The 24,514-nt window shown below is 67.9% G+C and carries 27 protein-coding genes; 8 read left to right on the forward strand and 19 right to left on the reverse strand.

Annotation, left to right across the window (positions count from 1 at the left end; genetic code table 11):
* Positions 1 to 57: 57 nt before the first annotated feature.
* The 6 genes from BN984_RS11925 to purB all read right to left on the reverse strand — a co-directional run bounded on the left by BN984_RS11925 (position 58) and on the right by purB (position 5,769).
* Positions 58 to 1,035 (reverse strand): phosphoadenosine phosphosulfate reductase family protein, encoded by a 978-nt coding sequence (locus tag BN984_RS11925; RefSeq protein ID WP_008092707.1) that lies wholly within the window; start codon positions 1,033 to 1,035, stop codon positions 58 to 60.
* Positions 1,036 to 1,172: 137 nt separating this feature from the next.
* Complete coding sequence (locus BN984_RS11930) at positions 1,173 to 1,739, reverse strand: DUF7110 family protein (RefSeq protein WP_004043858.1); 567 nt, start codon at positions 1,737 to 1,739, stop codon at positions 1,173 to 1,175.
* A gap of 168 nt (positions 1,740 to 1,907) precedes the next feature.
* Positions 1,908 to 2,252 (reverse strand): glutaredoxin family protein, encoded by a 345-nt coding sequence (locus BN984_RS11935; protein WP_049968318.1) that lies wholly within the window; start codon positions 2,250 to 2,252, stop codon positions 1,908 to 1,910.
* Between the two features lie 96 nt (positions 2,253 to 2,348).
* On the reverse strand, positions 2,349 to 2,981 hold the full coding sequence (gene gfcR / locus BN984_RS11940; RefSeq protein WP_004977525.1) for a transcriptional regulator GfcR: 633 nt from the start codon (positions 2,979 to 2,981) through the stop codon (positions 2,349 to 2,351).
* Positions 2,978 to 4,051, reverse strand: coding sequence for a glucose 1-dehydrogenase (locus BN984_RS11945; protein WP_008092714.1), 1,074 nt, complete (start codon positions 4,049 to 4,051; stop codon positions 2,978 to 2,980). The genes gfcR and BN984_RS11945 overlap by 4 nt, the downstream gene beginning before the upstream one ends.
* Positions 4,052 to 4,377: 326 nt before the next feature.
* Entirely contained in the window at positions 4,378 to 5,769 is a 1,392-nt protein-coding gene (gene purB / locus BN984_RS11950) for an adenylosuccinate lyase (protein WP_049968319.1), read from the reverse strand.
* A 189-nt stretch (positions 5,770 to 5,958) separates the two neighbouring features.
* Between purB and purH the strand changes: the two genes are divergently transcribed.
* The 6 genes from purH (at position 5,959) to BN984_RS11980 (ending at position 12,325) form a co-directional block, all read left to right on the forward strand.
* Entirely contained in the window at positions 5,959 to 7,536 is a 1,578-nt protein-coding gene (gene purH / locus BN984_RS11955; protein WP_049968320.1) for a bifunctional phosphoribosylaminoimidazolecarboxamide formyltransferase/IMP cyclohydrolase, read from the forward strand.
* Positions 7,537 to 7,757: 221 nt separating this feature from the next.
* Positions 7,758 to 8,183: a universal stress protein gene (locus tag BN984_RS11960; protein ID WP_049968321.1), complete on the forward strand. Its 426-nt coding sequence runs from the start codon at positions 7,758 to 7,760 to the stop codon at positions 8,181 to 8,183.
* 156 nt (positions 8,184 to 8,339) lie between these two features.
* The gene (gene folP / locus BN984_RS11965; RefSeq protein WP_008092721.1) at positions 8,340 to 10,817 is read left to right on the forward strand and encodes a dihydropteroate synthase; all 2,478 of its coding nucleotides are present in this window, start codon (positions 8,340 to 8,342) and stop codon (positions 10,815 to 10,817) included.
* A gap of 67 nt (positions 10,818 to 10,884) precedes the next feature.
* Positions 10,885 to 11,082 carry a hypothetical protein gene (locus BN984_RS11970; RefSeq protein WP_008092724.1) on the forward strand — a complete coding sequence of 66 codons (198 nt, stop codon included), beginning with the start codon at positions 10,885 to 10,887 and terminating at the stop codon, positions 11,080 to 11,082.
* 111 nt (positions 11,083 to 11,193) lie between these two features.
* Positions 11,194 to 11,946, forward strand: coding sequence for an NRDE family protein (locus tag BN984_RS11975; RefSeq protein WP_049968322.1), 753 nt, complete (start codon positions 11,194 to 11,196; stop codon positions 11,944 to 11,946).
* A gap of 25 nt (positions 11,947 to 11,971) precedes the next feature.
* Positions 11,972 to 12,325, forward strand: a complete 354-nt coding sequence (locus BN984_RS11980; RefSeq protein WP_004977518.1) for a helix-turn-helix transcriptional regulator — start codon at positions 11,972 to 11,974, stop codon at positions 12,323 to 12,325.
* Between the two features lie 234 nt (positions 12,326 to 12,559).
* Here the strand turns inward: BN984_RS11980 and psmA are convergent, their stop codons facing one another.
* From psmA to dapA, 11 genes are all read right to left on the reverse strand, one after another.
* Positions 12,560 to 13,318, reverse strand: coding sequence for an archaeal proteasome endopeptidase complex subunit alpha (psmA, locus tag BN984_RS11985; protein WP_004977517.1), 759 nt, complete (start codon positions 13,316 to 13,318; stop codon positions 12,560 to 12,562).
* Positions 13,319 to 13,324: 6 nt separating this feature from the next.
* On the reverse strand, positions 13,325 to 13,804 hold the full coding sequence (locus tag BN984_RS11990; RefSeq protein WP_008092728.1) for an Rpp14/Pop5 family protein: 480 nt from the start codon (positions 13,802 to 13,804) through the stop codon (positions 13,325 to 13,327).
* Between the two features lie 9 nt (positions 13,805 to 13,813).
* On the reverse strand, positions 13,814 to 14,440 hold the full coding sequence (locus BN984_RS11995) for a class I SAM-dependent methyltransferase (protein ID WP_049968323.1): 627 nt from the start codon (positions 14,438 to 14,440) through the stop codon (positions 13,814 to 13,816).
* Complete coding sequence (locus tag BN984_RS12000) at positions 14,424 to 15,119, reverse strand: RNase P subunit p30 family protein (protein ID WP_008092732.1); 696 nt, start codon at positions 15,117 to 15,119, stop codon at positions 14,424 to 14,426. The genes BN984_RS11995 and BN984_RS12000 overlap by 17 nt, the downstream gene beginning before the upstream one ends.
* A gap of 73 nt (positions 15,120 to 15,192) precedes the next feature.
* The gene (locus BN984_RS12005) at positions 15,193 to 15,747 is read right to left on the reverse strand and encodes a BGTF surface domain-containing protein (protein ID WP_008092734.1); all 555 of its coding nucleotides are present in this window, start codon (positions 15,745 to 15,747) and stop codon (positions 15,193 to 15,195) included.
* A 50-nt stretch (positions 15,748 to 15,797) separates the two neighbouring features.
* Positions 15,798 to 16,895, reverse strand: a complete 1,098-nt coding sequence (locus BN984_RS12010; protein WP_049968324.1) for a M20 family metallopeptidase — start codon at positions 16,893 to 16,895, stop codon at positions 15,798 to 15,800.
* Entirely contained in the window at positions 16,892 to 17,758 is an 867-nt protein-coding gene (gene dapF / locus BN984_RS12015) for a diaminopimelate epimerase (RefSeq protein ID WP_004977511.1), read from the reverse strand. The genes BN984_RS12010 and dapF overlap by 4 nt, the downstream gene beginning before the upstream one ends.
* A gap of 20 nt (positions 17,759 to 17,778) precedes the next feature.
* Positions 17,779 to 19,026 carry a diaminopimelate decarboxylase gene (lysA, locus tag BN984_RS12020; protein WP_008092739.1) on the reverse strand — a complete coding sequence of 416 codons (1,248 nt, stop codon included), beginning with the start codon at positions 19,024 to 19,026 and terminating at the stop codon, positions 17,779 to 17,781.
* Entirely contained in the window at positions 19,023 to 19,865 is an 843-nt protein-coding gene (locus BN984_RS12025) for a 2,3,4,5-tetrahydropyridine-2,6-dicarboxylate N-succinyltransferase (protein WP_004977509.1), read from the reverse strand. Before BN984_RS12025 ends, lysA begins: the two co-directional genes overlap by 4 nt.
* Positions 19,862 to 20,623 (reverse strand): 4-hydroxy-tetrahydrodipicolinate reductase, encoded by a 762-nt coding sequence (dapB, locus tag BN984_RS12030; protein ID WP_008092742.1) that lies wholly within the window; start codon positions 20,621 to 20,623, stop codon positions 19,862 to 19,864. The genes BN984_RS12025 and dapB overlap by 4 nt, the downstream gene beginning before the upstream one ends.
* Positions 20,620 to 21,537 carry a 4-hydroxy-tetrahydrodipicolinate synthase gene (gene dapA / locus BN984_RS12035; protein ID WP_008092744.1) on the reverse strand — a complete coding sequence of 306 codons (918 nt, stop codon included), beginning with the start codon at positions 21,535 to 21,537 and terminating at the stop codon, positions 20,620 to 20,622. The genes dapB and dapA overlap by 4 nt, the downstream gene beginning before the upstream one ends.
* 397 nt (positions 21,538 to 21,934) lie before the next feature.
* Between dapA and BN984_RS12040 the strand changes: the two genes are divergently transcribed.
* The gene (locus BN984_RS12040; RefSeq protein WP_008092745.1) at positions 21,935 to 22,432 is read left to right on the forward strand and encodes a LabA-like NYN domain-containing protein; all 498 of its coding nucleotides are present in this window, start codon (positions 21,935 to 21,937) and stop codon (positions 22,430 to 22,432) included.
* A 12-nt stretch (positions 22,433 to 22,444) separates the two neighbouring features.
* Here BN984_RS12040 and BN984_RS12045 read toward each other — a convergent pair whose 3' ends face one another.
* The gene (locus BN984_RS12045; RefSeq protein ID WP_049968325.1) at positions 22,445 to 23,359 is read right to left on the reverse strand and encodes a DUF7847 domain-containing protein; all 915 of its coding nucleotides are present in this window, start codon (positions 23,357 to 23,359) and stop codon (positions 22,445 to 22,447) included.
* Positions 23,360 to 23,447: 88 nt separating this feature from the next.
* Positions 23,448 to 23,615 (reverse strand): hypothetical protein, encoded by a 168-nt coding sequence (locus BN984_RS19470; protein ID WP_008092747.1) that lies wholly within the window; start codon positions 23,613 to 23,615, stop codon positions 23,448 to 23,450.
* A 119-nt stretch (positions 23,616 to 23,734) separates the two neighbouring features.
* Between BN984_RS19470 and BN984_RS12050 the strand changes: the two genes are divergently transcribed.
* Positions 23,735 to 24,214, forward strand: coding sequence for a PUA domain-containing protein (locus tag BN984_RS12050; RefSeq protein WP_049968326.1), 480 nt, complete (start codon positions 23,735 to 23,737; stop codon positions 24,212 to 24,214).
* The last annotated feature ends 300 nt before the right edge of the window (positions 24,215 to 24,514 follow it).

The raw sequence follows: 24,514 nt of genomic DNA on the forward strand, positions 1-24,514 counted from the left end.
GCGTCGGGGAGCCAGCGTCGAAAAAGAACGTCTCGTCGGGTTAGCCGTCGACTGACTTCACATGTAGCCGAGGTCGCGCAGGCGCTCCATCAGGTCCTCTTTGTCCTGTGCGCGGCCCGCGCGCTCGGTCGTGTTCTCCATGTCCTGCAGCCACGCCGGTTCCTCGGCGGACTTGTCGGTCGAGACCTCGCTGCCGAGACTCCGGAAGCCGGCGAAGTACTTCGGCGAGACGGGCACGTCCTCCTGCGTGACGCCCTCGGGGAGGTCGGTGTCGCTCGTGGGGACGTAGCCGTCTTCGGGGTAGTTCTCGACGGTGTCCGGGACCGCGAAGTACCAGAAGGCGTCCCAGACGGCGCTCTCTTCGAACTGGAGGATGGGTTGGATGCGGTCGTGCGGCGGGTAGATGTCGGGGTTGTGACGGGGGCTGAAGAACGTCTCGTCGGCGCGGGCTTCCTGTTCGTCCCAGCGGACGCCGGAGATGACGCCGTCGATGTCGTACTCCTCGAGGGTGTCGTTGAGCGCGACGGTCTTCAGCAGGTGGTTGCCGACGTAGGTGTCGAGCAGGAAGGGGAAGGTGTCCTCTTCGTACTCGAGGATGTTGCGGATGTGGTGCTGGTTGTGCTCGGAGAGTTCCGAGACGGGGATGTCGTCGCCGGGTTCGAGGCCGTTCTCGTCGACGTACGCGCCGACGTCCTCGTTACGGGCCCAGATGACGTCGAGGTCCCACTCGTCGGCCCAGTGCTTGACGAAGTCCATGATTTCGTCGAAGTGCTGGTAGTGGTCGATGAAGACCGCCGGCGGGACTTCGAGGTCGTAGCGCTCTGCGACCTCCTTGATGAAGTAGAGCGTGAGCGTCGAGTCCTTGCCACCAGTCCACATCACGGCCGGGTTCTCGTACTGCTCGAGTCCCTGCTTCGTGACCTCGATGGCCTTCTCGATTTTGTCCTCGATACTCGGGTAGTCCTCCGGCGTCTCACCTTCGCCGTCGGTGTAGTCGACGTCGAGGTAGTCCGGGAAGGATTCGGCTTCCGACATGATGTGTAATTACATCTAATTAGGCGGTGTAAATGCTTTTTGCCCGAGGAAGAGTGTGGCGCGTGATACCGCCGAACACGATTTGGGCCGCTGACTCACGTGGCTCGGCGGTGACAGGATGAGAAGATACGACGCGTTTAGGAGATGAACTTGTTGTCGCGCCAGTTGATGCCGCTGTCCGAGGAACCGTTCTGCTGTGGGTTCTCGACGACTTCGACGGAGGCGGCACGCACCTCGCCTTCGACGATGCGCGTCGCCTGCAGTTCGTCGCTTTCCTCGGTGATAGCGGTCAGCGTCCCCTTCTCCGAGAGCATCGCAATCTCGCGGAGGACGAGGAACATCGGGTACTGGAGCGCCGTGTTCTGGAGCACGGTTTCGAGGTCGCCCTTGAAGCAGGCGAACTCGACGAGTTCGGAGGGAATCTCCTCTTCTTCTTCATCTCCCCAGTTGGGCGCGCCCGCGCGGGGCGGCTCTTCCTCGTAGACGCGGTTTTCCGTCACGCTCGCTTTCAACTGGGCCGTCGGCGTGTACTTGCTGAGGTTGTCGTCGGCGGAGACGGCTTTGATGATGAGGGTGTTGTTTCGGCGGGTGATGTCTACGTTCTCGACCTCAGGCGGAAGTTCTGGGTCGTTTTCGAAGTAGTCCATCACGTCTTCGAGTGGCAGTTCCAACGTCGAATGGAGTCGATATACGCGGCCTGACATTGTTGGCTTCGGTATCGACGAGAGCCACGGTGCGGGCGCACCCGGATGGCGATACCTGTGTGCATGTACGAGTTCGAGGCTTATATGGCCTCCCCTTCTCGTTAGGCGACAGATAAGAAGTCGGCGTCGGGCCGCGGTCCGGCGGTCTGCCGGGGTCGCTTCCGGCGGTCAGTTCGCGCCGGTCAGCGTCGCTTCGAGTTCGCCGCGCTCGTCGAGCTCTTCGAGGATGTCGCTGCCGCCGACGAACTCGCCGTCGACGAACGTCTGGGGGATGGTCTCCCAGTCGCTTTTCTCCTTGAGCGCCGCGCGGTAGTGCGGGAGCGCGGGCAGCACGTCGACGGTCTCGAACTCGTCGACGTGCTGGGAGATGAGGTCGACCGCCTTCGCGGAGTAGCCGCACTGCGGCATCAGGCGGTTACCCTTCATGAACAGGACGACGCGGTTGTCCGCGACGGCTTCGTCGACGCGGGACTGTACTTCCTCTGGGTCCAAGCTCTCCGGTTGGAACGTCATGCGCCCAGATAACCGCCGGGCGGACAAAGGAGTTGCGTCGCCGGTGGGTTCGGTCCGCAGGGCCGACTCCGACTGCGCGGCGGCCCGTGCTGGGCGTTACTGCTCGCCGACGCGGACGACGTTGATGAGCGAGTGAACCGGGACGCCGTCTATCTCTTCGACGCCCTGCTTGTCGACGATGACCACGCACGCGAGGGGTTCGCCGCCCTCGGAGCGGATGGCGTCGATAGTCTCGCGGAGGGTCGTACCGCTCGTCACCGTGTCGTCGACGATGAAGCAGTTCCGTCCCTCGACGGGGGCGAAGTTCCGGGAGAAGCCGCCGCCGAGGTCCTCGATGTCGCCTTCGTCCCACTGGTGTTTCGCGGGCGAGTAGGCGGCGAGGGTGGTTTCGAGTTCGCGCGAGACCGAGGTTGCGAGCGGGACGCCCGCTTTCTCGATACCGACGGTCACGTCGGCCTCGCCGTTCGTCTCCATGAGCAGGTCGGCGAGCGCGCGCCCGACGTAGGTGAGGCGCTTGCCGCCGCTCCCGATGGCGTTCCAATCGACGTGGATGTCGTCGGGGCCGTCGGGCTCTACCTGGGGCTCGGGTTCGGTCGCCGCACCGCTCCGTTCGACCAGCCAGCTTGCGGTCTCGCGGGAGACGTTCAACTCGTCGGCAATCTCGCCCTTCGAGAGGCCACGGTCCGCGAGCTCCGCCGCGCTGGCGATGAGGTCGTCGACGTTCTTCATACAGTACCGAATTCGATGGCCGTTTTTATAGTGGTGTCGTCGTCTTCGAATGCTGCTTCGAACTCCGAAAGCGGGTGGACGCCGGTGACGAGGTCGCGGAGGAACCACCGCGGAAGCTTAGTGAACGTCACGGTCGCGGCCTCGAAGTGCTTGACGTGGGAGTTGACGCTGCCGACGAGCGCCTTGTTGTGGAGGACCATCTCGCGGTGGAACGCGCCGGCGTCGACTTCGAACTCCCAGTCGCTCGGCACGCCGAGGAGTGCGGCGACGCCGTTCGGCGCGAGCGCCTGGACCGACTGGATGGCGTGTTTGGGGAACCCGGTCGCCTCGTAGATGAAGTCCATGTGCTCGTGTGCGCCCGGAATCTCCTCGACCGAGGTCTCGCGGGAGTCGACGTAGGTCGCGCCGAGCTTTTCGATGATGTCGATAGTCGGGTCGGGTCGGTCGCGCCGACCGAGGCAGTAGAGGTCCTCGTAGCCCTTGTCGTCGGCGTTCAGCATGGCGAGCGTCAGGAGTCCGAGGCTCCCGTTGCCGAGGACGAGCGCCGACGAGGGGTTCCAGTCGAACGCGGAGCGGCTCGCGTAGGCGTGCTCGCGGGCCTTCTCGGTGATGGAGATGGGCTCGATGAGGAAGCCGAGTTCGGCCTGCGAGCGCGGGATGCGGACGAGGTAGTCCGACGGGCTGGTGAAGTACTCGGACATGAACCCGTGTGCGCCGACGATGCCGCGCTCGGCGTACATCCCGTCGGGAGCCATGTCGGGTTGGTCCTTCTCGAAGTACTCGTTCGTCCCCGACGCCGGCGGGCGGCGGACCGTCGGCACGACGATGTCGCCTTCCTCCAGTTCGGTGTCGTTCGGGTCGACGACGATGCCGACCGCCTCGTGGCCGAGCACGAGGTGGTCTTCGCCCTCGGGGAACCCCCCGTGGCCGCCGGCGATGACCTCGTGGTCCGTCCCGTCCACGCCGACCCGAAGCGTTCGGACGAGCGCCTCCCCGACGTCGGGTTCCGGTCGCGGCTTCTCGATGACGACCGGTTTGTCTTCCCCGCGCTTGACGGCGATTGCTTTCATACCCCCACCAATGCACCACCCCACCAAAAGACTTATTCTATGATGAGTAAATAATTCAGCCACGGTGAGCGCCCTGCGTCGTCGCACCAGCCCATGACGAACCGTCTCGCGCGGACCAGCCTGTCCAGCCCAACCGTGCCGGCGCTCTCCGAACCCGTGCCCGAACCGCGCCGAAGCCGATACCCCGTGCCCGTCGGCTTCTGAGGCGGTCTCGGTTTTCTCCTGACGGTCGCCCGACTCAGCGACGCGTTCGACCGACCGCAGAAAAGAGAGCATGTCGATTCGGCGGAGTGACGGCCCGACGGTTCGACGGCCCGACCGGCGGTTCAGTTCTCGATGTCGTCGACGAGTTCGTCCGCGAGACCGACGTACGTCGCGGGCGTGAGCGCGAGCAGTTCCTCGCGAGTCCCCTCGTCCACGTCGAGGTCCGCAAACAGGTCGTGGAAGTCGTCGAGGGTCACTTCGCGGCCGCGGGTGAGTTCCTTCACTCGCTCGTAGGCCTGCGTGTCGCCCTCGCGGCGGAGAATCGTCTGGACGGCCTCGCCGATGATGGCCGGCGTGTCGTCGAGTTCGTCGCGCATGACCTGCTCGTTCGGGACGACCTTTCCGAGGCCAGTCTGGGTCTTCTTGTAGCCGATGAGGCAGTGGGCGAACGCCGCGCCGATGTTCCGCTTGACCGTGGAGTCCGAGAGGTCGCGCTGGAGGCGCGAGGTCGTCACGTAGTCGGCGAGGAACGTCAGGTCCGCGTTGGCCTTCGAGAGGTTGCCCTCGGAGTTCTCGAAGTCGATGGGGTTGACCTTGTGCGGCATCGTCGACGAGCCGGTCTCGCCCTCGACGGCCTCCTGTCCCAGATAGCGGTCGGAGACGTAGAGCCACGCGTCGCGGTCGAGATCGACGAGGACGTTGTTGACGCCGCGGACGGCGTCGAACAGCGCCGCGAGGTCGTCGCAGGGGTTGACCTGCGTGGCGAGCGCGGTGTGTTCGAGGCCGAGCGACCCGACGAACTCGCGGGAGAACGCCCGCCAGTCAACGCCGGGGTAGGCGGCGACGTGAGCCGCGTAGACGCCCGACGCGCCCGCGAGTTTGCCGGCGAGGTCGTCGGACGCGGCCTCGACGCGGGCGAGCGTCCGGCCGAGGCGAGCGGCGTAGACGGCCATCTCCTTGCCGAACGTCGTCGGCGTCGCGGGTTGGCCGTGGGTTCGCGCGAGCATGGGCACGTCGCGGAACTCCTGTGCGAGCGAGACGAGTTCGTCTCGCGTGTCGCGGAGTTCGGGCACGAGCACCTCTTCGACCGCGCCCTTCACCATGAGGCGCTGGGCGAGGTTGTTCACGTCCTCGGAGGTGAGGCCGAAGTGAATCCACGGGTGGACCGACTCGTCGGTCTCGGTGCGGATGAAGTACTCGACGGCCTTCACGTCGTGGTTCGTCGCCGAGAAGCCCGCCGCGCCCTCGACTTCGAGTCGTTTCACGAGATCGGCGTCGTCGGCGTCGAACTCCTCGTAGAGCGCCCGGAGGCCGGCGCGCTCGCTCTCGGAGAACGAAAGCGGCGTCGCGTCGAGGTCGGCGAGCGCGAGGAGGTACTCCGCTTCGACTTCAACGCGGGCGCGCATGAGGGCGGCCTCGCTCACGTGCGGTGCGAGGGGTGCGGTTCGGGAGGCGTATCGCCCGTCGAGCGGGGACACCGCGTACAGCGGGTCGTGCCGGTCGGCGTCGGTCATGTCTGGATCGTCACGATGGGGGAGGTTAAACGCCGGGGGTTCGTCGCCGCCGCGGAGGCGATACTTGCGCACATGTATGCCTACTCAGACGCACTCTGCGGCTGCGTGTCGTCGCATATATACATAATCGAGCATATATTACCGTCGAGGACCGCAACCACTTTGAGGGCCGCGAGTCCCCTTTCTCACATGGTCACCATCGCCGGTCTCGCGAGCAACCGCGGACGAAACCTTCGCAACATCGCCGACCGCGCCCCCGGCGGGGCGGAACTCGGCGTCGTCGTCTCGAACAGCGCCGACGCGCCCGTCCTCGACTGGGCGGACGAACACGGTATCCCCAGCGAAGTCGTCGAGCGCGGCGACGACGAGGCCCGCGAGTCCCACGAGGAGCGCATCCTCGACGTCCTCGCGGACTACGACTTCGACCTCGTCTGCCTCGACGGCTACATGCGCGTGCTCACCTCGACGTTCCTCGACGCCGCGCCGACGACGCTCAACGTCCACCCGTCGTTGCTCCCCGCATTCCCCGGCATGGACGCCCACGAACAGGTGCTCGACGCCGGCGTCAAGACGACCGGCTGTACGGTCCACGTCGTCAACGAGGAGGTCGACGCCGGCCCCATCGTCACGCAAGAGGCCGTTCCGGTCTACACCGACGACGACGCGGATGACCTCAAATCTCGCGTCCTCTACGACGCCGAGTTCAAGGCCTACCCGCGCGCAGTCCGCTGGTTCGCCGAGGACCGCGTAACGGTCGAAGACGATTCCGTCACCGTCGAGGGCGACGTTGACGCCGGGTTGCCCGAGCGCCGCGTCACCTCCGAGGACCGCTACGACGAACTCCGATACGGCGAGAACCCCCATCAGGACGCCGCGGTCTACGTGGACGAGACGTGCGACGAGGCGTCGGTCGTCGGCGCGCCCCAGCTCAACGAGGGCGCGAAGGGACTCTCGTACAACAACTACAACGACGCCGACGGCGCGCTGAACATCATCAAGGAGTTCGACGAGCCCGCCGCGGCGGTCATCAAGCACACGAACCCCGCCGGCTGTGCCACCGCCGACACGCTCGCTGAAGCCTACGCCGACGCCCTCGCCACCGACCCGATGAGCGCCTTCGGCGGCATCGTCGCGCTCAACCGCGAGTGCGACGCCGAGACGGCGGAACTCATCATCGACTCGTTCAAAGAAGTCGTCGTCGCGCCCGGCTACACCGACGACGCGCTCGACGTGCTGACCGAGAAGAAGAACCTTCGCGTCCTCAATGTGGGCGACCTCGGCGAGCGCACCGAGACCTACACCGAGAAGGCGCTCGTCGGCGGGCGGCTCGTTCAGGAGCGCGACCTCTGGACGCCGACGCTCGAGGACCTCGAAGTCGTCACCGAGACCGAACCCACGGACGAGCAGTTGGAGACGATGCTGTTCGCGTGGAAGGTGCTGAAGCACGTGAAGTCCAACGGCATCCTCTTCGCCAAGGGAACCGAGACGGTCGGCGTCGGCATGGGGCAGGTCTCCCGCGTCGACGCGGTCGAACTCGCCGCGATGAAGGCCGAGGAACACGCCGAGGGCAAGGACGCGCAGGGTGCCGTCATGGCCTCCGACGCGTTCTTCCCGTTCCCGGACGGCGTGGAGAAGGCGGCCGACGCGGGTATCGAGGCGGTCATCCAGCCCGGCGGCTCGGTGAACGACGAGGACGTCATTGCGGCCTGCAACGAGCGCGGGATTGCGATGGTCTTCACCGGGCAGCGGTGTTTCAGGCACGATTAGTGCCTGAAACTCGTGGCCGCGCGTAGCGCAGACGCGATACTTCCGTCACGACTGAACAGCGTGAAGAAGTGACGGAAGTCAGCGAGACGAGCGGTGCGAGTCTCGCGCGATTTTAGACACGACTGGGCATCTCCGCTCTCACTTCCAGACCTCCCGAGACCGTTCCCACGTCCTAACACCGACGGTGTCCCTTCAAGTGTCGGCGAGGCGAACACAGAGGTATGTACGAACACATCTTGGTGCCGACCGACGGGAGCGAGGGGACGATGCAGGCGGTCGAACACGCGCTCGAACTCGCCGACGCGGAGTCGAAGATTCACGTGCTGTCGGTCGTCGACCAGCGGGTGTACCTCGCCGCCGGCGGCGACCAACAGGACGCGGTCATCCAGTCGCTCCGCGACGACGCGGTACAGGCGGTCGAGCGGTGCGCCGAGAAATGCGAGGGGGAGGCCTCGACGGCGACCGCAATCCGCGACGGCGTGCCGCACCGGGTCATCCTCGACTACGCCGACGAACACGACGTCGACGTGGTCGTGATGGGGACCCACGGGCGGACCGGTCGCGACAAACTCACGTCGCTCGGGAGCGTCACCGAGCGCGTCATCGAGAACGCCAAGCGCCCGGTGCTCGTCGTCCACATCGACTGAAACCGGCGCGTTAAGCGCACTCCGGTGACGCTCCGGGCGCTCGCGGAGCGTCGCCGATGGCGGCGGTGGCGGTCGGGGCTGTCGGGCGACCGGCGTCGTGTCGCAGGAGTGACGTGGAGCGTTAGGCCTAAGCCCACCGTCCGGTTTCTCACGCGTATGGAGTACCACGAGGCGGTGAACTTCCTTTTCGACCTCCGGCGGTTTCAGGTCAAGCCGGGGACCGAGTCGATTCAGCGGTTGCTCTCTCACCTCGGCGACCCCCACGAAGGCGTGTCGTTTGTGCAGGTCGCGGGGTCGAACGGCAAAGGAAGCACCGCCCGGATGGTCGACGCGATACTGCGCGAGTCGGGCGCGCACGTCGGCCTCTACACCTCACCGCACTTCGACGACGTGCGGGAGCGAATCCGCGTCGACGGCCGGAAGATTCCGAAGGCCGCGCTGTCGGCGTTCGTGGCCGAAGCAAAGCCGTACCTCGTCGAGCGGGCCGCCGACGGCGAGCCGCTGACCTTTTTCGAGACCGTGACCGCGCTCGCGCTGTGGTACTTCGACCGCGCGGACGTGGACGTGGCGGTCCTCGAAGTCGGGATGGGCGGCGAACTCGACGCGACGAGCGCCGTCGACCCGGTCGCCAGCGCCGTCACCAACGTCTCGCTCGAACACACCGCCGTCCTCGGCGACACCGTCGCGGAAATCGCGAAGACGAAAGCCGCAGTCGCGCCCGCCGACGCGCCGCTCGTGACCGGGGCGACCGGCGAGGCGCTGTCGGTCATCCGCGAGGAGGTCGGCGACGTGCTGACCGTCGGCGACGCCGGCTCCGACGCCGACGTTCGCGCCTCTTACGGCGGCCGCGTCAACCACCAGGAGGCCGCCGTCACCGTCGAGACCGACGACGAGACGCTCGACGTTCGAATCCCGCTTTTGGGCGCGTATCAGGCCCAAAACGCCGGTATCGCCGTATCGCTGGCTCGGCAGGTCCGCCCCGACATCGGTGATGAGGCGATTCACCGCGGCCTCCGAAACGCCCACTGGCCGGGTCGGTTCGAGGTCATGGGCACGGAGCCGACGGTCGTCCTCGACGGCGCGCACAACCCCGACGCCTGCGCGCAGGTCGCCACCGTCCTCGACGAGTTCGACTACGACGACCTCCACCTCGTCTACGGGGCGATGCACGACAAGGACCACAGCGAGATGGTCGGAGCGCTCCCGGAGGTCGCGTCAGTCGTCACCTGTAAGGCGGATATCTCGCGGGGCGAAGACCCCGAGATTCTGTCGTCCGTCTTCGAGCGTCTCGACGGCCCCGAAGTGGAGACCGGCGGCGCGGTCGCCTCGGCGCTCGACCGGGCGCGCGCTCGCGCCGACCCCGACGACTGCGTGCTCGTCGTCGGCTCGCTGTACGTCGTCGCCGAGGCGCGCACGACGTGGACGCGGGCGGTCGTCCCGAAATCCCACCGCACCCTCGACGACGCCTGCCGGACGCTCGAACGCGCGAACGTCGCGGACGCCGCCGACCGGGGGGCGCGCGCGAAGCGGGCGGTCGACCGGACGGTCCACACCCGCGTCCAGCGCCGACAGGCCCGAGTGCTCCGCGAGGAACTGCTGTCCGTCGGCGGCGACTGCGCCGTCTCGGGCCACGAGTTCGGCGGCGAACTCGTCGACGTGGTCCTGACCGGGACGCTCGACCAGTTCGAGCGACTGACGGCGGCCCTCGAAGCCCGGCCGTACGCGCTCGCGGGGGTCGCAGCGGAGATTCGGGAGGCGCTCGGCGTCGGCGCGAGCGGCACCGACCGCGACGGCGCCGGCGAGTACCCGTGGGACGACGGCACGGCCGTCATGGGTATCCTGAACGTGACGCCGAACAGCTTCCACGACGGCGGGGAGTTCTACGACATCGACGACGCCGTCGAACAGGCGCGGGCGATGGTCGACGCCGGCGTGGACATCATCGACGTGGGCGGCGAGAGCACCCGTCCCGGCGCGGACGAGGTCCCCGTCGACGAGGAGGTTCGCCGCGTCGCGCCCGTCATCGAGGCCATCGCCGACCTCGACGTGCTCGTCTCGGTCGACACCCGGAAGGCGGCCGTCGGCGAGGCCGCCCTCGACGCCGGCGCGGACATCCTCAACGACGTGACCGGCCTCGAAGACCCCGAGATGCGCTTTCTCGCGGCCGAGCGCGACACGCCCGTCATCGTGATGCACAGCATCGACGCGCCGGTCGACCCGTCCCGCGAGGTCGACTACGACGACGTGGTCGAGGACGTCATCGACGAACTGACCGAACTGGTGTTACTCGCCGAGAAGGCGGGCATCCCGCGGCGGAACCTCATCGTCGACCCCGGCCTCGGCTTCGGGAAGTCGAAGGCCGAGAACTTCGAACTCCTCGGGCGCGCCGACGAGTTCGCCGCGCTCGGCTGTCCGATTCTCGTCGGCCACTCCCACAAGTCGATGTTCTCGCTCGTCGGCGAAGAGCCGGGCGACAACCTCGCGGCGACCGTCGCGGGCACGGCCATCGCCGCCGACCGCGGGGCCGACATCGTCCGCGTCCACGACGTGCCGGAGAACGTCGCGGCCGTGAACGTTGCGCTCGCCTCGCGGGACCCGAGTCGGTTCGAAGACGGCCCCGAGAGCGAAGACTGAGACACCGCTGCCGGCTCAGGTCCCGTGCTCCGACAAATTCTTGTCACACATTTGATTAGTCTCGCGTATGTCCCTCCTCCCGTACTGGCTCTCGACGGAGTTCCCACACGTGCTGGTCGTCGCGGTTCCCCTCCTGTTGATACTCTTCCCCGTCGGCGGTCTCGCCGCGAACGCGCTCGCCTCGCGGATGCTCGAACCGCGGCGGGACCTCGAACGCCGAGTGGCGGAACTGGAAACGAAACTCGACGAGCGGTCCGACGAGTGAGTGGCGTCTCCCGGTCGTTCGGGAGCCGAATCAGGTGCCGGACCGGGAGCCGGAGGCGGGGACAGCAGTCGGAGCCGGTGTTTTTCTGCGCCGAGTGCCTACTCTCTCCTCGTGTGCACACTCATCCTCGCGTGGCAGGTGTTCGAAGACGCGCCGGTCGTCGTCGCCGCCAACCGCGACGAGCAACTCGGCAGGCCCGCCGAACCGCCACGGCGGTGGGACGACGGCGACGGTCCCGCAATCGTCGCCCCGCGGGACGCCGAGGCGGGCGGGACGTGGGTCGGCTACAACGACGCCGGCGTCTTCGTCGGCATCACCAACCGCTGGGTCGAAGTCGCGGGCGGCGGCGAGCGTTCGCGGGGGCATCTCGTCCGCGACGCGCTTCGCCGTGAGACCGCCGAGGGCGCCGCCCGGTTCGTCGAACGCGCGGTCGACGACCACACCTACGACGGCTTCAACCTCGTCGTCGCCGACGAGAACGCCGCGCTGTTCTTCGAGTGGGACGGGAGCCTGTCGGTGCGGAACTTCGACCCCGGCGTCCGCGTCGTCGTCAACGTCGGCACGCCCGAGTCGTGGTTCGTCCCCGAACGACGGCCCGAGGTGGGCGAGCGGCAGGCCGACAACGCCCGGCGATTGGAGGAGGCGCTTCAGCCCGAGCCCGACGAGTCGGTAACGGCGTGGCGCGAGCGGGCGAAGGCGGCGCTGGGCGACCACGACTTCGGCGTCTGCGTTCACGACCCGGAGGGTCGGTTCGGCACGCGCTCGTCGTCGGTCATCACGCTCGGTGAGGCGGAATTCGCGTACGAATTCGCCGACGGCCCGCCGTGTCAGACCGCCTTCGAACCGGTCGAACGTCAGGATTAAACCGCTCGCACGACGTGTAGGTGGTATGAGCGCGAGCGAAGCCGAGCAAGACCTTTCTTCCGACGAGCACGCGGGACTGGAACTCATCCGCGAGTCGGGCGGCATCCACCAGAGCGACTTCTGGAAAGAACTCGACATCTCCTCCCGGAAAGGGAGCCGCATCGCCGAGGTGCTGGAGTCGCTCGGTCTCATCAAGCGAACCGAGACCGTCTACAACGGCCACACCACCTACTACCTCGAGCCCGCCGCGCGCGACCTCAGCTTCTCGATGCTGATGGCGGGCGACATGCTCTCGCCGCTCATCGGTGAAGAAGAGATCAACGCCAACAGTAACGCCTTCTCGCAGTGGCTCATGAACCTCGCCTACGAGGAGTACTGAGACGACCGCGGTCTCGTTCGAGAACCCGATAGACGACCGCTTTCCCGATTCTGTTTCCGGTCCGTTTTCCTTCCGTCCGGGTCTGTTTTCATCCCATCCAGCGTCTCGCTTGCACCCATGAGCGACCGTGAGCGACGCGACCGCTCCGCCCGCCGCGTCCGAGCAGACGGCGCAGTCGCTCGGGGGATGGGAGTCGAAGAAGAACGCGCGAGAACGGGAACCGCGGGACGCGGTTTACTCTTCGGTCTGTTCGTCGTCCTCGGTCGCCAACAGGTCGTTGGCTTCGAGGTAGCTCTCGATTTCGTCGTTAGACAGCTCGACGAAGCGCTCCGTCTCCGCGGAGACGGTCGCCACGTCGACGCCGTCGGGCGAGGTGCCCTCCTCGCTGGTCGAGCCGATGGCTTCGAGCGCGAGTTCGATACCCTCGTCGAGGGTCAGGTCGTCGCGGAAGTTCTCTTCGAGGTGCTCTTGGTGGTCGCCGCGGTCGGCCCCGATGGAGACGGCCTTCCACTCGTAGGGAGTCCCCGAGGGGTCCGTCTCGTAGAGGCGGGGGGTGCCGTTTTCGACGCCGCCGATGAGGAGCGCGACGCCGAACGGGCGCGCGCCGCCGACCTGCGTGTACTGCTGGATGTGGTCGGTGACTTCCTTGGTCAGCGTCTCGATGCCGATGGGTTCGCCGTAGCGGAGGCGGTTGACCTGCGACTGGCGGCGGGCGAAGTCGATGAGCTGACGGGCGTCGGCGACGTGGCCGGCGCTCGCGATACCGATGTGGTCGTCCGCCTTGTGAATCTTCTCGACGCTCGTCGGCTCCATCAGCGGCGAGCGAGAGCGCTTGTCCGCCGCGAGGACGACGCCCTCGGGCGTTCGCACGCCGATGCTCGCGGTGCCGCGCTTGACGGCCTCACGAGCGTATTCGACCTGATAGAGTCGACCATCCGGCGAGAAGATCGTAATCCCGCGGTCGTACGCCTGTTGTTGCGCTTGTCCCTGCATGGAATATCACTCGAAATCGAGTTGCGTCGCGCCCGTGAACCCGTCCGGACCGCCGACGTCCAAGAGTGAGTCGCGGACGACGGCGGTTCGGGATTCGTTCTCGAACACGACGGTTCTCTCCTCGGAAATTCCGGCCCGGCCGTGTAAATACCTTTCCGAACAGGCACGCACTGTCCCCGAGACGCCTCGCACTCTCACCCCGACGGGGTCGCCGCCGACCGCGTCGATGCAGGCGAGCGCGGCCCGGGCGTCTTCGACGTGACCGCGACGGGCGCGGACGATAGTCTCGGCGATGCCGTCGGCGTAGTCGAATCCGAGGACGGTCAGGTCGGCGTCGGCGCTCCCGGCGTCGCCGTAGAGGTTCTGGGCGGCGTACCAGAGTTCGCGCTGGAACGGCCCGCGGCCGAGGTCGGCGTCGGGCCACGTCTCGATTTCGACGGCGAGGTACCGCCGCCGCGGCCGGAGGTGTTTGGGCAGGTGTTTCATCGGCTCAGTTCACTCGTCGGCGGTCGTCGCTCGCTCGGCGACGAGGACGCCCACCTGCTCGTGGACGGACTCGACGGCCGTGAGGACGAACCCGGCGTCCGTGAGCGCGTCGGCGAGGAAGCCGACGGTCGCGGGGTCGTCCACCTCGGGCGAGTAAAACGGCTCGTCGGGGTCGGGCGTCCCGAAGAACATCACGTCGCCGAGGACGAACCGCCGCGGTTCGAGGTCGGCGATGGCGCCGATGGCCTCGCGTTTCTCCTCGTCGGAGAGGTGGTGCATGGCGAAGTTCGTGACCACGATGTCAACCTGCTCGTCCTCGCCCACGTTCGGTTCGCGGAACCGGCCCTCGCCGAACTCGACGTTCTCGATGCCGACTTCGGCGGCCTTGGCGCGGGCCTGTTCGAGCATCCCCTCGCTGATATCGCGGCCGACGACGCGCTTCGCGTCGGGGGCGAGCGCGAGGGCGATAGCGCCCGTGCCGGTGCCGAGGTCGAGGACCACGTCCTCGGGGGAGGGGTCGGCGTAGTGGACGACGAGCGAGACGCACGCGCGGTACTCATCGCTGTCTTGCGAATCGTCGTACTCCGCGGCGATGTGGGAAAAGCGGGCGGCGTGTTCCTCAATCGTCTTCTTCATACCGTCCCCGTTTGACGCCGGGGGCTATGAACGACTCGGACATGCGCTCGCGGTTGCGCGCCGCGAGACGGCCCCACTCTCGGAGGCCGTCGAGCACCTGCTCGCGGTCGAAGCCGATGACCTCGCCCAGCCCCGCCAGCTCGCGGGGGCTCCGCAGGTGGAGGTGCGACGACGGGGTCGCGGAGACGACATAGGGCGCGTCGTAGTACTCGACGAGTTCGCGGAGCTTCCGGAGGGCCGAAATCGCCTGTACGCGAGTCCCTCCGTCGCTTCGAAGCACGGGTCCGAAGTCGAACTCCACGCGGACGCCGTTGTCGCGGGCGGCCTTGGCGAGGACGTGATTGAAGTTGCCGTCGCCGTCCATCGGACGCGAGAGCACGTCCACTCGCGGCTGTTCGACGGCGAAGCGGTTGAGCGCGTTCGTGCCGCCGCGGAGGATGAGCAGTTCGCGCTGCGGGCGGTAGTTCCCGACCGCGCCGCTGGCGCGTTCCGGGTTCGACGCGTCGATTTCGACGGCGTCGACGAGGTCCACGTCGAGGTCGTCGCGCAGGCGGTCGTAGTCGGGGCTGGCGTCGAGCGCGCGGACGACGACGCCGTCGTAGTCGTACCGACCGGCGGCGACGGCGGCGCGGCTGGCCGTGCTCTCGCCGTCGGGGTGTGCGTAGACCGCCTCGTACATACGCCGACACAGGAACGGGTGGGAAAAGGGCGTTGCGTTCCGGAGCTCCGGCGCGAGGGCGGGCGACGGACTGTCAGAACCGGGCGTACGCAGCGAGCGACGCGAGGCAGAGCGCGGCGACGCCCGCACCGACGCCGAAGCCGGGTACCTCGAACCCGGACAGCGAATCGGTCGTCGTCGCCGTCGACGGCGGGGCCGTTTCGGTCGTCGCCTCCGAGGTCTCGATGTCGGGCGTGAGCGTCGAGTCACCGGGCATGTCGTACGTCACGAGCGTGGCGTTTTCTTGGTAGATGGCCTGCTGGTTGTGGCGAATCGAGACTTGAACCGGTCCGCCGCGGAGCTGGGACAGCCCCGAGAGGTCGAACGTCACGTCGAACGTGCCGTTTTCGCCGACGCGGACGATCCTCGAAACGAGGAACGAGTGGGTGTCACCGACGGACTGCACGCGGACGCCGATGAGCGTCCCGGACTCGAACGGGGTCGAACCGTGGATGTGCTCGCCATCGGCCGCGTCGAGAGTGAGTCCCTCGCCGGAGTGGTCGATAACGGTGCCGTCGGCGGCGACAGCTCCCGGAAGCGAGAGCGCGACCACGACGAGGAGGACGACGACGAGGTGGGGAGGGCGCATCGTCCGAAACGTATCGTTCGGACAACAAGTACGTTTTGATTAATTAACAGTTAGGCGGTGAGCGCGGCGACGGCGGCGCGGAGCGCGGCGGCCGCAGTTCGCACGTCGTCGGTGCGCACGTACTCTCTGTCGGCGTGCGCGACCGCGCCCTCGTCGTCGGCGAGGTCGCCGGGACCGAAGACGGCGACGGGCGCGGGCGAGAAGTAGGAGGCCTCGGTCGCGGCCGTGAAGGGCCGGACGTCCGCCCGCCCGCCGGCGTCTCGGGAGGCCGCGGCGAGCGACGTCACGAGTTCGTGGTCGGGGTCGGTCGCGAACGCTTCGAGAAACGGGGTCGGGCGCTCCGTGAGCGCGAAGTCGACGCCAACGTCGTCGGGCACGGCGGCCCGGAGCGTCGATTCGAGTTCCTCGCGGAAGCCCTCGGCCGTCTCCGGCGGGACGCTCCGACGGTCGACCACGAGTCGGCAGTCCGCGGGCACCTGATTCGAGTTCGCCCCGCCGTCGACCATCGTCGGCGTCAGCGTCGCCGGACCGAGGTCGGGGTGCGCCTCGCGGTCGTCGTCGAACGACCGGAGCGCGTCGAGGACCGGTGCGAGCGCATCCACGGCGTTGACGCCCGACTGCGGTTCGGCCGCGTGCGCGGCGACACCCGACAGCGACACCGTTCCCTCGAACCGGCCCTTCGCGGCCGTACAGACGTCGAGGCCGGTCGGCTCGCCGACGATGTACATGTCGCCGTCGAGGTCGAGTTGGGCCGCGCCCGTCGAGAGGAGCTCCTCGTCGGGCGTGATGGCGAGCGTCACTCGGGCGTCGGGGCCGGGGTCGGCGGCGAAGAACGCTGAAAGCAGGGCCGCGAGTGGGCCCTTGGCATCGCAGGAGCCGCGGCCGTAGATGACGCCCTCGTCGCGGTCGTACGGGACGTGCGGCGAGACGGTGTCGATGTGCGTGTTGAGGACGAGGTGCGTCGCCGGCTCCGCCGCTCCCTTCGAGGCGACGGTGTTGCCGGCGTCGTCCACGGTCGGGTCGACGCCCTCGGCTTCGAGCGTCTCGACCAGCAGGTCGCGCATCTCGCCCACGTCGTCGTTCGACGCGACGGGGACGGCCCGTTCGAGGAACGCCACGGGGTCGAACCCGTCGGCGTCGCCGCTCATCGCTCGCGGAAGACGATGTCGGCTTCGCCGTCGCCCTCGTAGACGGCCGGGCCGCCGAGGAGCGCGGAGCCCTCGTCGGGGACGGTCACGGAGAGCGCGCCGCCCGGCGGGGTGACGGTTACGGGGTCGTCACCGGAGACGTGTCCGAGTCGCTTCGCGGCCGCGACGACGGCGACCGCGCCGGTGCCGCAGGACTGCGTCTCGCCTTCGACGCCGCGCTCGAAGGTGCGTTGGCGGAAGCCGCCCTCGCCGTCGGGGGAGGCGAGCGTGACGTTCGCGCCCTCGGTGAACACCGGTGCGTGACGGACCGCCGGCGCGACCGATTCGAGGTCCACGTCGTCCACGTCGTCGACGAAGGCGACGGCGTGGGGTACGCCCGTGTTGACGGCCGTGACGGTCAGTCCCTCGACTTCGGTGTCGACGAGTTCGTCGTCGGACGCGAGCGGTACGTCGCGGGGCGCAAACGAGGGCGCGCCCATCTCGACGGTCACGTCGGTGCCGTCGAGGCTCGCGCGGCGGGTGCCGGCGGGCGTGTCTATCATGACTTCGTTCGTGCCGGTCCGCTCGGCGGCCCACGCGGCCGCGACGCGAGCGCCGTTGCCGCACATGGCGGCGACGGAGCCGTCGGGCTGGACGAGGGTCATGACGACCCGCGGCGGGTCGTAGCGCGATTCGAGCGCGAGGAACAGGACGCCGTCTGCGCCGCGGCGTTCGCTCTCGCTCAGGGTGATTCCGGCCTCGCGATCGCAGTGGGTGCGGGCGAAGGCGGGTCGGTCCGGGACCGGGTCGTCTGCGTCGACGACGAAGAAGTCGTTTCCAGTGCCGTGGAACTTTTCGAAGGGAACGGTGTTGAGTACGCTCATGATTCTGTGTTGGTGCTTGGTCAGTTGGGGATGTGCTCGGATGCGGTTCGTTCGAGTGCGGTGACGTCGTCGAGGGTCTCGCGCCGGCGGGCCAGTCGGTGGCCGTCGGCGTCGAGGACGACTTCCGGGGGGCGCGGACGAGAGTTGTAGGTGCTCGCCATCTCGTAGCCGTACGCCCCCGCGTTGCCGAGCGCGAGACAGTCGCCGCGCTCGGGGTCGGGGAGTTCGCGGCCGTCGGCGAACACGTCGCTCGTCTCGCAGACGGGGCCCGCGACGATGGTCGAAACCGGGTCGGCGTCGGGCCGAGAGAGGTTCGAAATCGCGTGGTACGCGTCGTACATCGCCGGTCGGAGCAGGGTCGTCATACCAGCGTCGATGCCGACGACGGTCGTTTCGGGGGCCTCTTTCACGGTGTTGACCCGCGAGAGGAGGACGCCCGCGTCGGCGACGACGTAGCGGCCGGGTTCGATTGCGAGTTGTGCGTCCACCTCGCCGAGCGCCTCGCGGGTCGCGTCGGCGACGGCGTCGAGGTCGAGCGGCGGTTCGTCCTCGCGGTAGGGGACGCCGAAGCCGCCGCCCACGTCGACGAATTCGAGGTCGCCGACCTCGCGGGCGAGGTCGCCCATCCGGCGGACCAACTCGCGGTGCGCCGAGAGGTCGTCGCCGGAGATGCCGCTTCCCGCGTGGGCGTGGACGCCGACGAGGTCGAACTCGTCGCGCGCGTCGGCGGCGATGTCGGGGACGCGGTCGATGGGGATACCGAACTTCGCGTGCCCGCCGGTCGTGACCTTCTCGTGGTGGCCCGCGCCGACGCCGGGGTTCGCCCGGAGGCAGAGCCGACCGTCGAAGCCGCGCTCGCGCAGGCGGTCGATAGTGTCCGCCGCGCCGACCGTGACGGTCATCTCGGGGTTCGACTCCCACCGTGAGACGACGTGGTCGAGGTCGGCGTCCGGCGGGTTGACCGCCGTGTAGCGGACGCGCTCGCCGGGGAAGCCGGCGTCGAGGGCGCGCTCGACCTCGCCCGCGGAGGCGCACTCGGCGTCGACGGCGGCCTCGCGGACGGTTTCGAGCACCGCGCGCCCGGCGTGGGCCTTGACGGCGTAGCTGACGTGCGCCTCGGGGAACGCCTCGCGGAGTCGGTGACAGTTCTCGCGGACGCGACGGAGGTCGGTCACGTACAGCGGCGAGCCGAACTCGTCGGCGAGCGACAGCAGGTGCTCGCGGTCCCAGTCCGAGAGCCGCCGGACGGCCGGCCCGCCGCCGCTCATTCGCGCAGCGCCTCCTCCCGACGGGTCGCGTCGAGGGTGTCGTCCTCGATGTCGAGGGCGACGACCGCGGGCTTGTACGCGCCGCCGGCGAACAGGTCGTGGTCGCCGAGCGACGACTCCACGAAACGCGTGAAGGCGCGGCGGTTCGCGGGCAGGTGGCCGTAGTAAATCTCCTCGTCCACGAGGTCGTAGACGGGGATTCGGGGCGTCAGAAGCGTGTTCTCGCCGACGATGGAGTTCTCGCCGACGACGAAGCCGGAGGTGACTCGACAGCCCGCGCCGAGCGCCGCGCCGTCTTCGACGACGACCGGGGCGTCCTCGACGGGTTCGAGCACGCCGCCGATGAGCGTGTTCGCGCCGAGCTTGACGTTCGCGCCGATTTGCGCGCAGGAGCCGACGGTGTCACAGGAGTCCACGAGCGTGCCGTCGCCGACGTGCGCGCCGACGTTCACGAACGAGGGGCTCATCATGATGCAGTCGGAGCCGAGGTACGCGCCGCGGCGGATGGCGGTGCCGTCCGGGGTGTTGCGCGTGCCGCGCTCGCCGAGGTCCTCGGTGTCGCGCAGGGGGAGCACGTCGTGGTAGCGGACGTCGCCGTACTCGCGGGCGAGCGTCTCGCGCAGGCCGAAGTTGAGCAGGATGCCCCGCTTGACCCACTCGTTGGCCTCCCACGAGGTCACGTCGGAGCCGGTCTTCTCGGCGGCGCGCACCTCGCCCGCTTCGAGGGCGTCGAGGAACGCGTCGAGCGTGTCGAGTTCGTCGACGGTCGCCGATTCGGCGTCGACGTCGCCGTCATTGTATCGCTGCCACAGGTCTCGTACATCGGATTCCAGGTTCATTCGAGTACCTCGGTGAAGTCGTACCACCCGGCGTCGCGGTCGGCGAGCCACGTCGCGGCGTCGAGTGCGCCAGCGGCGAAGACCCCCCGCGACCCCGCGCGGTGCGTGAGTGAAAGAGACTCGTGATTTCCAGCCAGTAATACCTCGTGCTCACCGGCAATATCCCCCGCCCGGCGAGCGTGGACGCCGACTTCGCCCTCGGACCGGGGCGCTTCGCCCTCGCGGCCGTGGACGCGCTCGGACTCGCCACGCACATCGTCGATATCGTCAAGGATAGTCAGCGCCGTCCCGCTTGGGGCGTCGCGCTTGGCGTTGTGGTGCGTCTCCGTGAGTTCGATGTCGTAGCCGTCGAGGGCGGGAACCGCCTCGCGGACGGCCCGGCGGAGCGCCGCGATGCCGCGCGAGAAGTTCGAGGCGTACAGCACCGGGACCTCCGATGCGGACTCGCGGAGCGCGTCGAAGCCGCCCTCGCTCAGCCCGGTCGTGCCGGTGACGAAGCCGACGCCCGCCTCCGCGCAGGCCGACGCGTACTCGATGCAGGAACCCGGGCCGGTGAAGTCGACCACGACGTCGGGGTCGTGCGAAGCGAGCAGGTCGGCGAAGTCGGCCGCGTCCTCGACGGCGACGCCCTCGACCTCGTCGCCGGGCGAGCGACTGACCGCGAAGGCGACAGCGAGGTCGTCGCGGTCGGCGGCCGCGGCGAGGACTTCCCCGCCCATGCGGCCGGTCGCGCCGGTGACGCCGAGAGAGACCGTCACTCGGCAGCACCCCCGTCCGGAATCGCCTGTTCGGCTTCGAGGTCGGACAGCAGGCGGCGCAGTTCTTCGGTGTTCTCCTCGGTGAGGCGGGTGAGCGGCGGGCGCAGGCGCGCCGGGCCGTAGCCCCGAATCTCCATGGCCTCCTTGACCGGGATGGGGTTCGTCTCGGAGAACAGGTGGCGGTTCAGCGGGGCGAGGTCGTGGTGGATGTCCCGGGCGCGCTCGTAGTCGCCCTGCAGCGCCGAGTGGACCATCGCGCCGACGCGCGCGGGTTCGACGTTCGCCGTGACCGAGATGGCTCCGACGCCGCCGACCGAGAGAATCGGGAGCGTGAGCGCGTCGTCGCCCGACAGCACCGCGAACTGCTCGTCTCGGGTCCGCTCGACGACCTCCGAAATCTGTCCGAGGTCGCCGCTGGCGGCCTTGTAGGCGGTGATGTTCGGGTGCTCGGCGAGCGTCGCGGCCGTCTCGGGCAGGATGTTGCTCCCGGTGCGACCGGGGACGTTGTAGACGATCTGGGGCAGGTCGATTTCGTCGGCGATGGTCCGGTAGTGCTCGACGAGGCCGGCCTGCTCGGGCTTGTTGTAGTACGGCGAGATGAGAAGCAACGCATCGGCCCCGGCGTCGGCGGAGCGCCGGGAGAGTTCGAGCGCCTCGCGGGTCGAGTTCGACCCGGACCCGGCGACGACGGGCACGTCCTCGACGGCCTCGACGGCCGCCTCGACGACCTCGACGTGTTCGTCGTGGGTGAGCGTCGCCGATTCGCCGGTCGAGCCGACGGGGACGATGCCGTCGACGCCGGCTTCTTCGAGGCGTCGCACGTCGGCCTGGAACTGTTCGAAGTCGATACTGCCGTCGTCGTGGAACGGCGTGGTCATCGCGGGATAGACGCCGCGGAAGTCGAATGATGTCATGTGTCGGTGATGGGTGTGGTGACGGTCGTGGGAAGGTCGGTATCGGTCGTGTGACCGGAACGTGCGTCAGCCGAAGGCCGCCCGAGACGGGGTCGCTACTCCCGCAACGAGCGATTCAGTACGCACGTTTTTTCGAAAAGAAAGCGGCACGCGACGGCGACGCTGTCGAGGGTGTGGTGACCTCCGAGGGCCGCGTCGCGTCGTTCACACCGGATGCAGGTGCTGGAAGCGTAATATAACTTGCGTCGTCTGCAGGACCTGCCGGACCTCGACGGCCCGCCTCCGGCGGCTTTGGGGCGCTCTCCGTCCGGTTTTCGGTCACCGAGGTGGACACCCGTCCGCCGCACCCCCGTCTCCCCGGACGGTTATTAGCCCGCGCCGCCCAAGCGTCGTACGAATGACCGAGATTCACCCCAACCAGCGCGTCGCCATCCTCGCCGACGCGCAGAACCTCTACCATACGGCACAGAGTCTGTACTCGCGGAACATCGACTACTCGTCGCTCCTCAAGAAGGGAACGGCGGGCCGCGCGCTCACCCGCGCCATCGCCTACGTCATCCGAGCGGACTCGCCCGACGAGGTGAGTTTTTTCGATGCACTCGTCGACATCGGTTTCGAGACGAAAATCAAGGACATCAAGACGTTCGGCGACGGCTCGAAGAAGGCCGACTGGGACCTCGGCATCGCGCTCGACGCGGTCAGCCTCGCCGACCACGTGGACACGGTCGTCCTCTGTTCGGGGGACGGCGACTTCGAGCGGCTCTGTACCCACCTCCGCCACGAGGGCGTCCGCGTCGAGGTGATGGCGTTCAAGGAGTCCACCGCGGACGAACTCGTCGAGGCGGCGGACACGTTCATCGACCTCTCCGAACGAAAAGAGACGTTCCTGCTGTAGGTCGCGGGGCGATTATTCGAACTGCGGAATCACCGAGTCGCCGTCGATGTCCGGGCCGGCCGTTCCGGCCGGTCCGTTCGACCCCGAGTCGTGCGCCTCGAAGAAGGCGACCGCGTAGACGTACTGGAACGTCGCCAGAACCATCTGCGTCGCCAGCGAGATGGCGGCGATGGCGGCGATTTCGGTCGGCGAGAATCCGAGACCCGCCTGCGCCGCCGCGGGGTTCGCCGCGTCCTGTACCTGCTGGACGTTCTGGAACGTCCGAAAGACGATGAATCCCGTGACGGGGATGCTGATGACGAGGCCGACGACGAACCGGATGACCGAGTAGCCGAGCGAGGGGACGATGTTGTTCCGGACGAGTCGGTAGCTCTCGCCGAACGACTCGATTGCGCCCTTGTCGCCGACGACGACCGCGACAGGGTAGAACTGAACGAGGAAGATGACGACGAAGTACGCCAGCCCGATGAGGCCGAGCACGGCGAGGCCGACGAGGAAGCCGCCGCCGAGAGCGAAGTTGGAGACGTCACCACCGCCGGCGGCGAGGCCGCCGAGGCCGAGCGAGATGGCCATGACGACCGCGACGATGAGGAACACGATACCGAAGGCGATGACGATGCCGAGTTGGACGATGTTCGCGAGGAGCATCGGGACGTACTTCTCGCGGCCGACGTCGGTCAGGGTCGACAGCGAGGTCGAACCCCCGCTGTCGACCGCCTCGTCGGCCATCCCGTAGAGGCCGGCGGCGACGAACGGCGTGACGAAGAACGTCACCGCCATCAGGGCGGTCGGGACGATGGGTATCTGCGCCAACTGCGTGGCGAGTTGCGGGAGCGTGACGAGACCTAAGGCGAGCCCGGCGAGGAACAACACGGGGTTCGACCGGATGCCTCGGAGGGCGGTCTGGAGGGAGCTAATCGCAGCCATACCTCGACGTGTCGATGCGATAATACGTAAAACGGGTGGGTCGAGACGGCGGCGTACTGGGGTCGCGGCCGAGCCCGCGAGCGGCGTGTCAGGCCGTTGGCGTCGCCAGTCGGGCGACGGTGGCGACCGCGCCGAGCGCCGCGATGGCGGCGAGCACCGTCGGGAGCCGCCAGTCGAGCGCCGTCTGCGTGAGAAGCATACTGCTCGCGAGCAGCAGCACAGTCCCCACGGCGGCGAGTCGAACGTCCACAGACATACTCCGACGGGGGTCTGTCCCGTACTTAGGGCTTTCCGTCTCGAACGTGCGTGCTAACCCGGTACACGCGGTCGGACGGGACCGCGACCCACTTTAGCCGGCGGGGCGAACGACGGGGTATGACCGAAGGCCACGCGACCGATTTGGACGACCTCCGGGTCGTCGCCGACTACCAGTTCGGGGCCGGCGCGGGCGACGCGCTGTTCCCGACCGACGCGGACATCGAACTCTCGCGCTCGCGCAGCGGCCGCCCGCGACAGGTGTACGTCGAGGGCGACCGCGTCACCTCCTACGGCACCGACGGGCGGTTCACCCTCGGCGTCGCCGGCGGCCGCCGCCTCTACGACGCCCTCGGCGGCAACGCCTACGTCGTCCGCGTCGGCGACGAGTCGGTCCCGTTCGTCAGCGACGGCAAGAACGCGTTCGCCAAGTTCGTCACCGCCGCCGACCCGGCGGTTCGCTCGGGCGACGAGGTGTGCGTCGTCGGCCCCGACGGCGACCTGCTGGGCGTCGGTCGCGCGGAACTCTCCGCGGACGCGATGCTCGACTTCCAGACGGGGATGGCGGTTCGCGTCCGCGAGGGCGCGGACGAAGAATGAGGTAAAACCGGGGAACCCGGGCGGTACGTCGCTGTTGAACTTCTAGATAAGTGATAGAACCGGCGTGCAAGACGTAGAAGATGAGTTCAGCAAGATTTCGATGTTCGATTCACGCGACCAGCGATGAAACAGTCGTTAGGTAGGTGTTCATTGCTATCCTCGTGGTTATCTAGCGCTCACCCGCTTCATCAAGGCGGCGAGAGTTGTACTTTTGAAAGAAATGCAACGACAATCCCACAATAATTAGCATGAGGCCGAGTGGGAGCGATATTAGTGCAAGAATCGCACCGGCAATAGCGA

Source organism: Haloferax prahovense (genome assembly GCF_000723845.1).
Taxonomy (GTDB): domain Archaea; phylum Halobacteriota; class Halobacteria; order Halobacteriales; family Haloferacaceae; genus Haloferax; species Haloferax prahovense.

Bases quoted from the DNA above. Each gene is read 5' to 3' on its own strand.
- BN984_RS12000 (WP_008092732.1), bottom strand. From the start codon at position 15,119: ATGTACGAGGCGGTCTACGCACACCCCGACGGCGAGAGCACGGCCAGC.
- gfcR (WP_004977525.1), bottom strand. From the start codon at position 2,981: ATGAAGAACGTCGACGACCTCATCGCCAGCGCGGCGGAGCTCGCGGAC.
- BN984_RS12005 (WP_008092734.1), bottom strand. From the start codon at position 15,747: ATGCGCCCTCCCCACCTCGTCGTCGTCCTCCTCGTCGTGGTCGCGCTC.
- BN984_RS12040 (WP_008092745.1), top strand. From the start codon at position 21,935: ATGACCGAGATTCACCCCAACCAGCGCGTCGCCATCCTCGCCGACGCG.
- BN984_RS12025 (WP_004977509.1), bottom strand. From the start codon at position 19,865: ATGAACCTGGAATCCGATGTACGAGACCTGTGGCAGCGATACAATGAC.
- BN984_RS11935 (WP_049968318.1), bottom strand. From the start codon at position 2,252: ATGACGTTCCAACCGGAGAGCTTGGACCCAGAGGAAGTACAGTCCCGC.
- purH (WP_049968320.1), top strand. From the start codon at position 5,959: ATGGTCACCATCGCCGGTCTCGCGAGCAACCGCGGACGAAACCTTCGC.
- lysA (WP_008092739.1), bottom strand. From the start codon at position 19,026: ATGAGCGGCGGCGGGCCGGCCGTCCGGCGGCTCTCGGACTGGGACCGC.
- BN984_RS11995 (WP_049968323.1), bottom strand. From the start codon at position 14,440: ATGAAGAAGACGATTGAGGAACACGCCGCCCGCTTTTCCCACATCGCC.
- BN984_RS12010 (WP_049968324.1), bottom strand. From the start codon at position 16,895: ATGAGCGGCGACGCCGACGGGTTCGACCCCGTGGCGTTCCTCGAACGG.
- BN984_RS11945 (WP_008092714.1), bottom strand. From the start codon at position 4,051: ATGAAAGCAATCGCCGTCAAGCGCGGGGAAGACAAACCGGTCGTCATC.
- BN984_RS12050 (WP_049968326.1), top strand. From the start codon at position 23,735: ATGACCGAAGGCCACGCGACCGATTTGGACGACCTCCGGGTCGTCGCC.
- purB (WP_049968319.1), bottom strand. From the start codon at position 5,769: ATGACCGACGCCGACCGGCACGACCCGCTGTACGCGGTGTCCCCGCTC.
- BN984_RS11925 (WP_008092707.1), bottom strand. From the start codon at position 1,035: ATGTCGGAAGCCGAATCCTTCCCGGACTACCTCGACGTCGACTACACC.
- psmA (WP_004977517.1), bottom strand. From the start codon at position 13,318: ATGCAGGGACAAGCGCAACAACAGGCGTACGACCGCGGGATTACGATC.
- BN984_RS11930 (WP_004043858.1), bottom strand. From the start codon at position 1,739: ATGTCAGGCCGCGTATATCGACTCCATTCGACGTTGGAACTGCCACTC.
- folP (WP_008092721.1), top strand. From the start codon at position 8,340: ATGGAGTACCACGAGGCGGTGAACTTCCTTTTCGACCTCCGGCGGTTT.
- BN984_RS12045 (WP_049968325.1), bottom strand. From the start codon at position 23,359: ATGGCTGCGATTAGCTCCCTCCAGACCGCCCTCCGAGGCATCCGGTCG.
- BN984_RS11990 (WP_008092728.1), bottom strand. From the start codon at position 13,804: ATGAAACACCTGCCCAAACACCTCCGGCCGCGGCGGCGGTACCTCGCC.
- dapA (WP_008092744.1), bottom strand. From the start codon at position 21,537: ATGACATCATTCGACTTCCGCGGCGTCTATCCCGCGATGACCACGCCG.
- dapF (WP_004977511.1), bottom strand. From the start codon at position 17,758: ATGAGCGTACTCAACACCGTTCCCTTCGAAAAGTTCCACGGCACTGGA.
- BN984_RS11980 (WP_004977518.1), top strand. From the start codon at position 11,972: ATGAGCGCGAGCGAAGCCGAGCAAGACCTTTCTTCCGACGAGCACGCG.
- BN984_RS11970 (WP_008092724.1), top strand. From the start codon at position 10,885: ATGTCCCTCCTCCCGTACTGGCTCTCGACGGAGTTCCCACACGTGCTG.
- BN984_RS11960 (WP_049968321.1), top strand. From the start codon at position 7,758: ATGTACGAACACATCTTGGTGCCGACCGACGGGAGCGAGGGGACGATG.
- BN984_RS19470 (WP_008092747.1), bottom strand. From the start codon at position 23,615: ATGTCTGTGGACGTTCGACTCGCCGCCGTGGGGACTGTGCTGCTGCTC.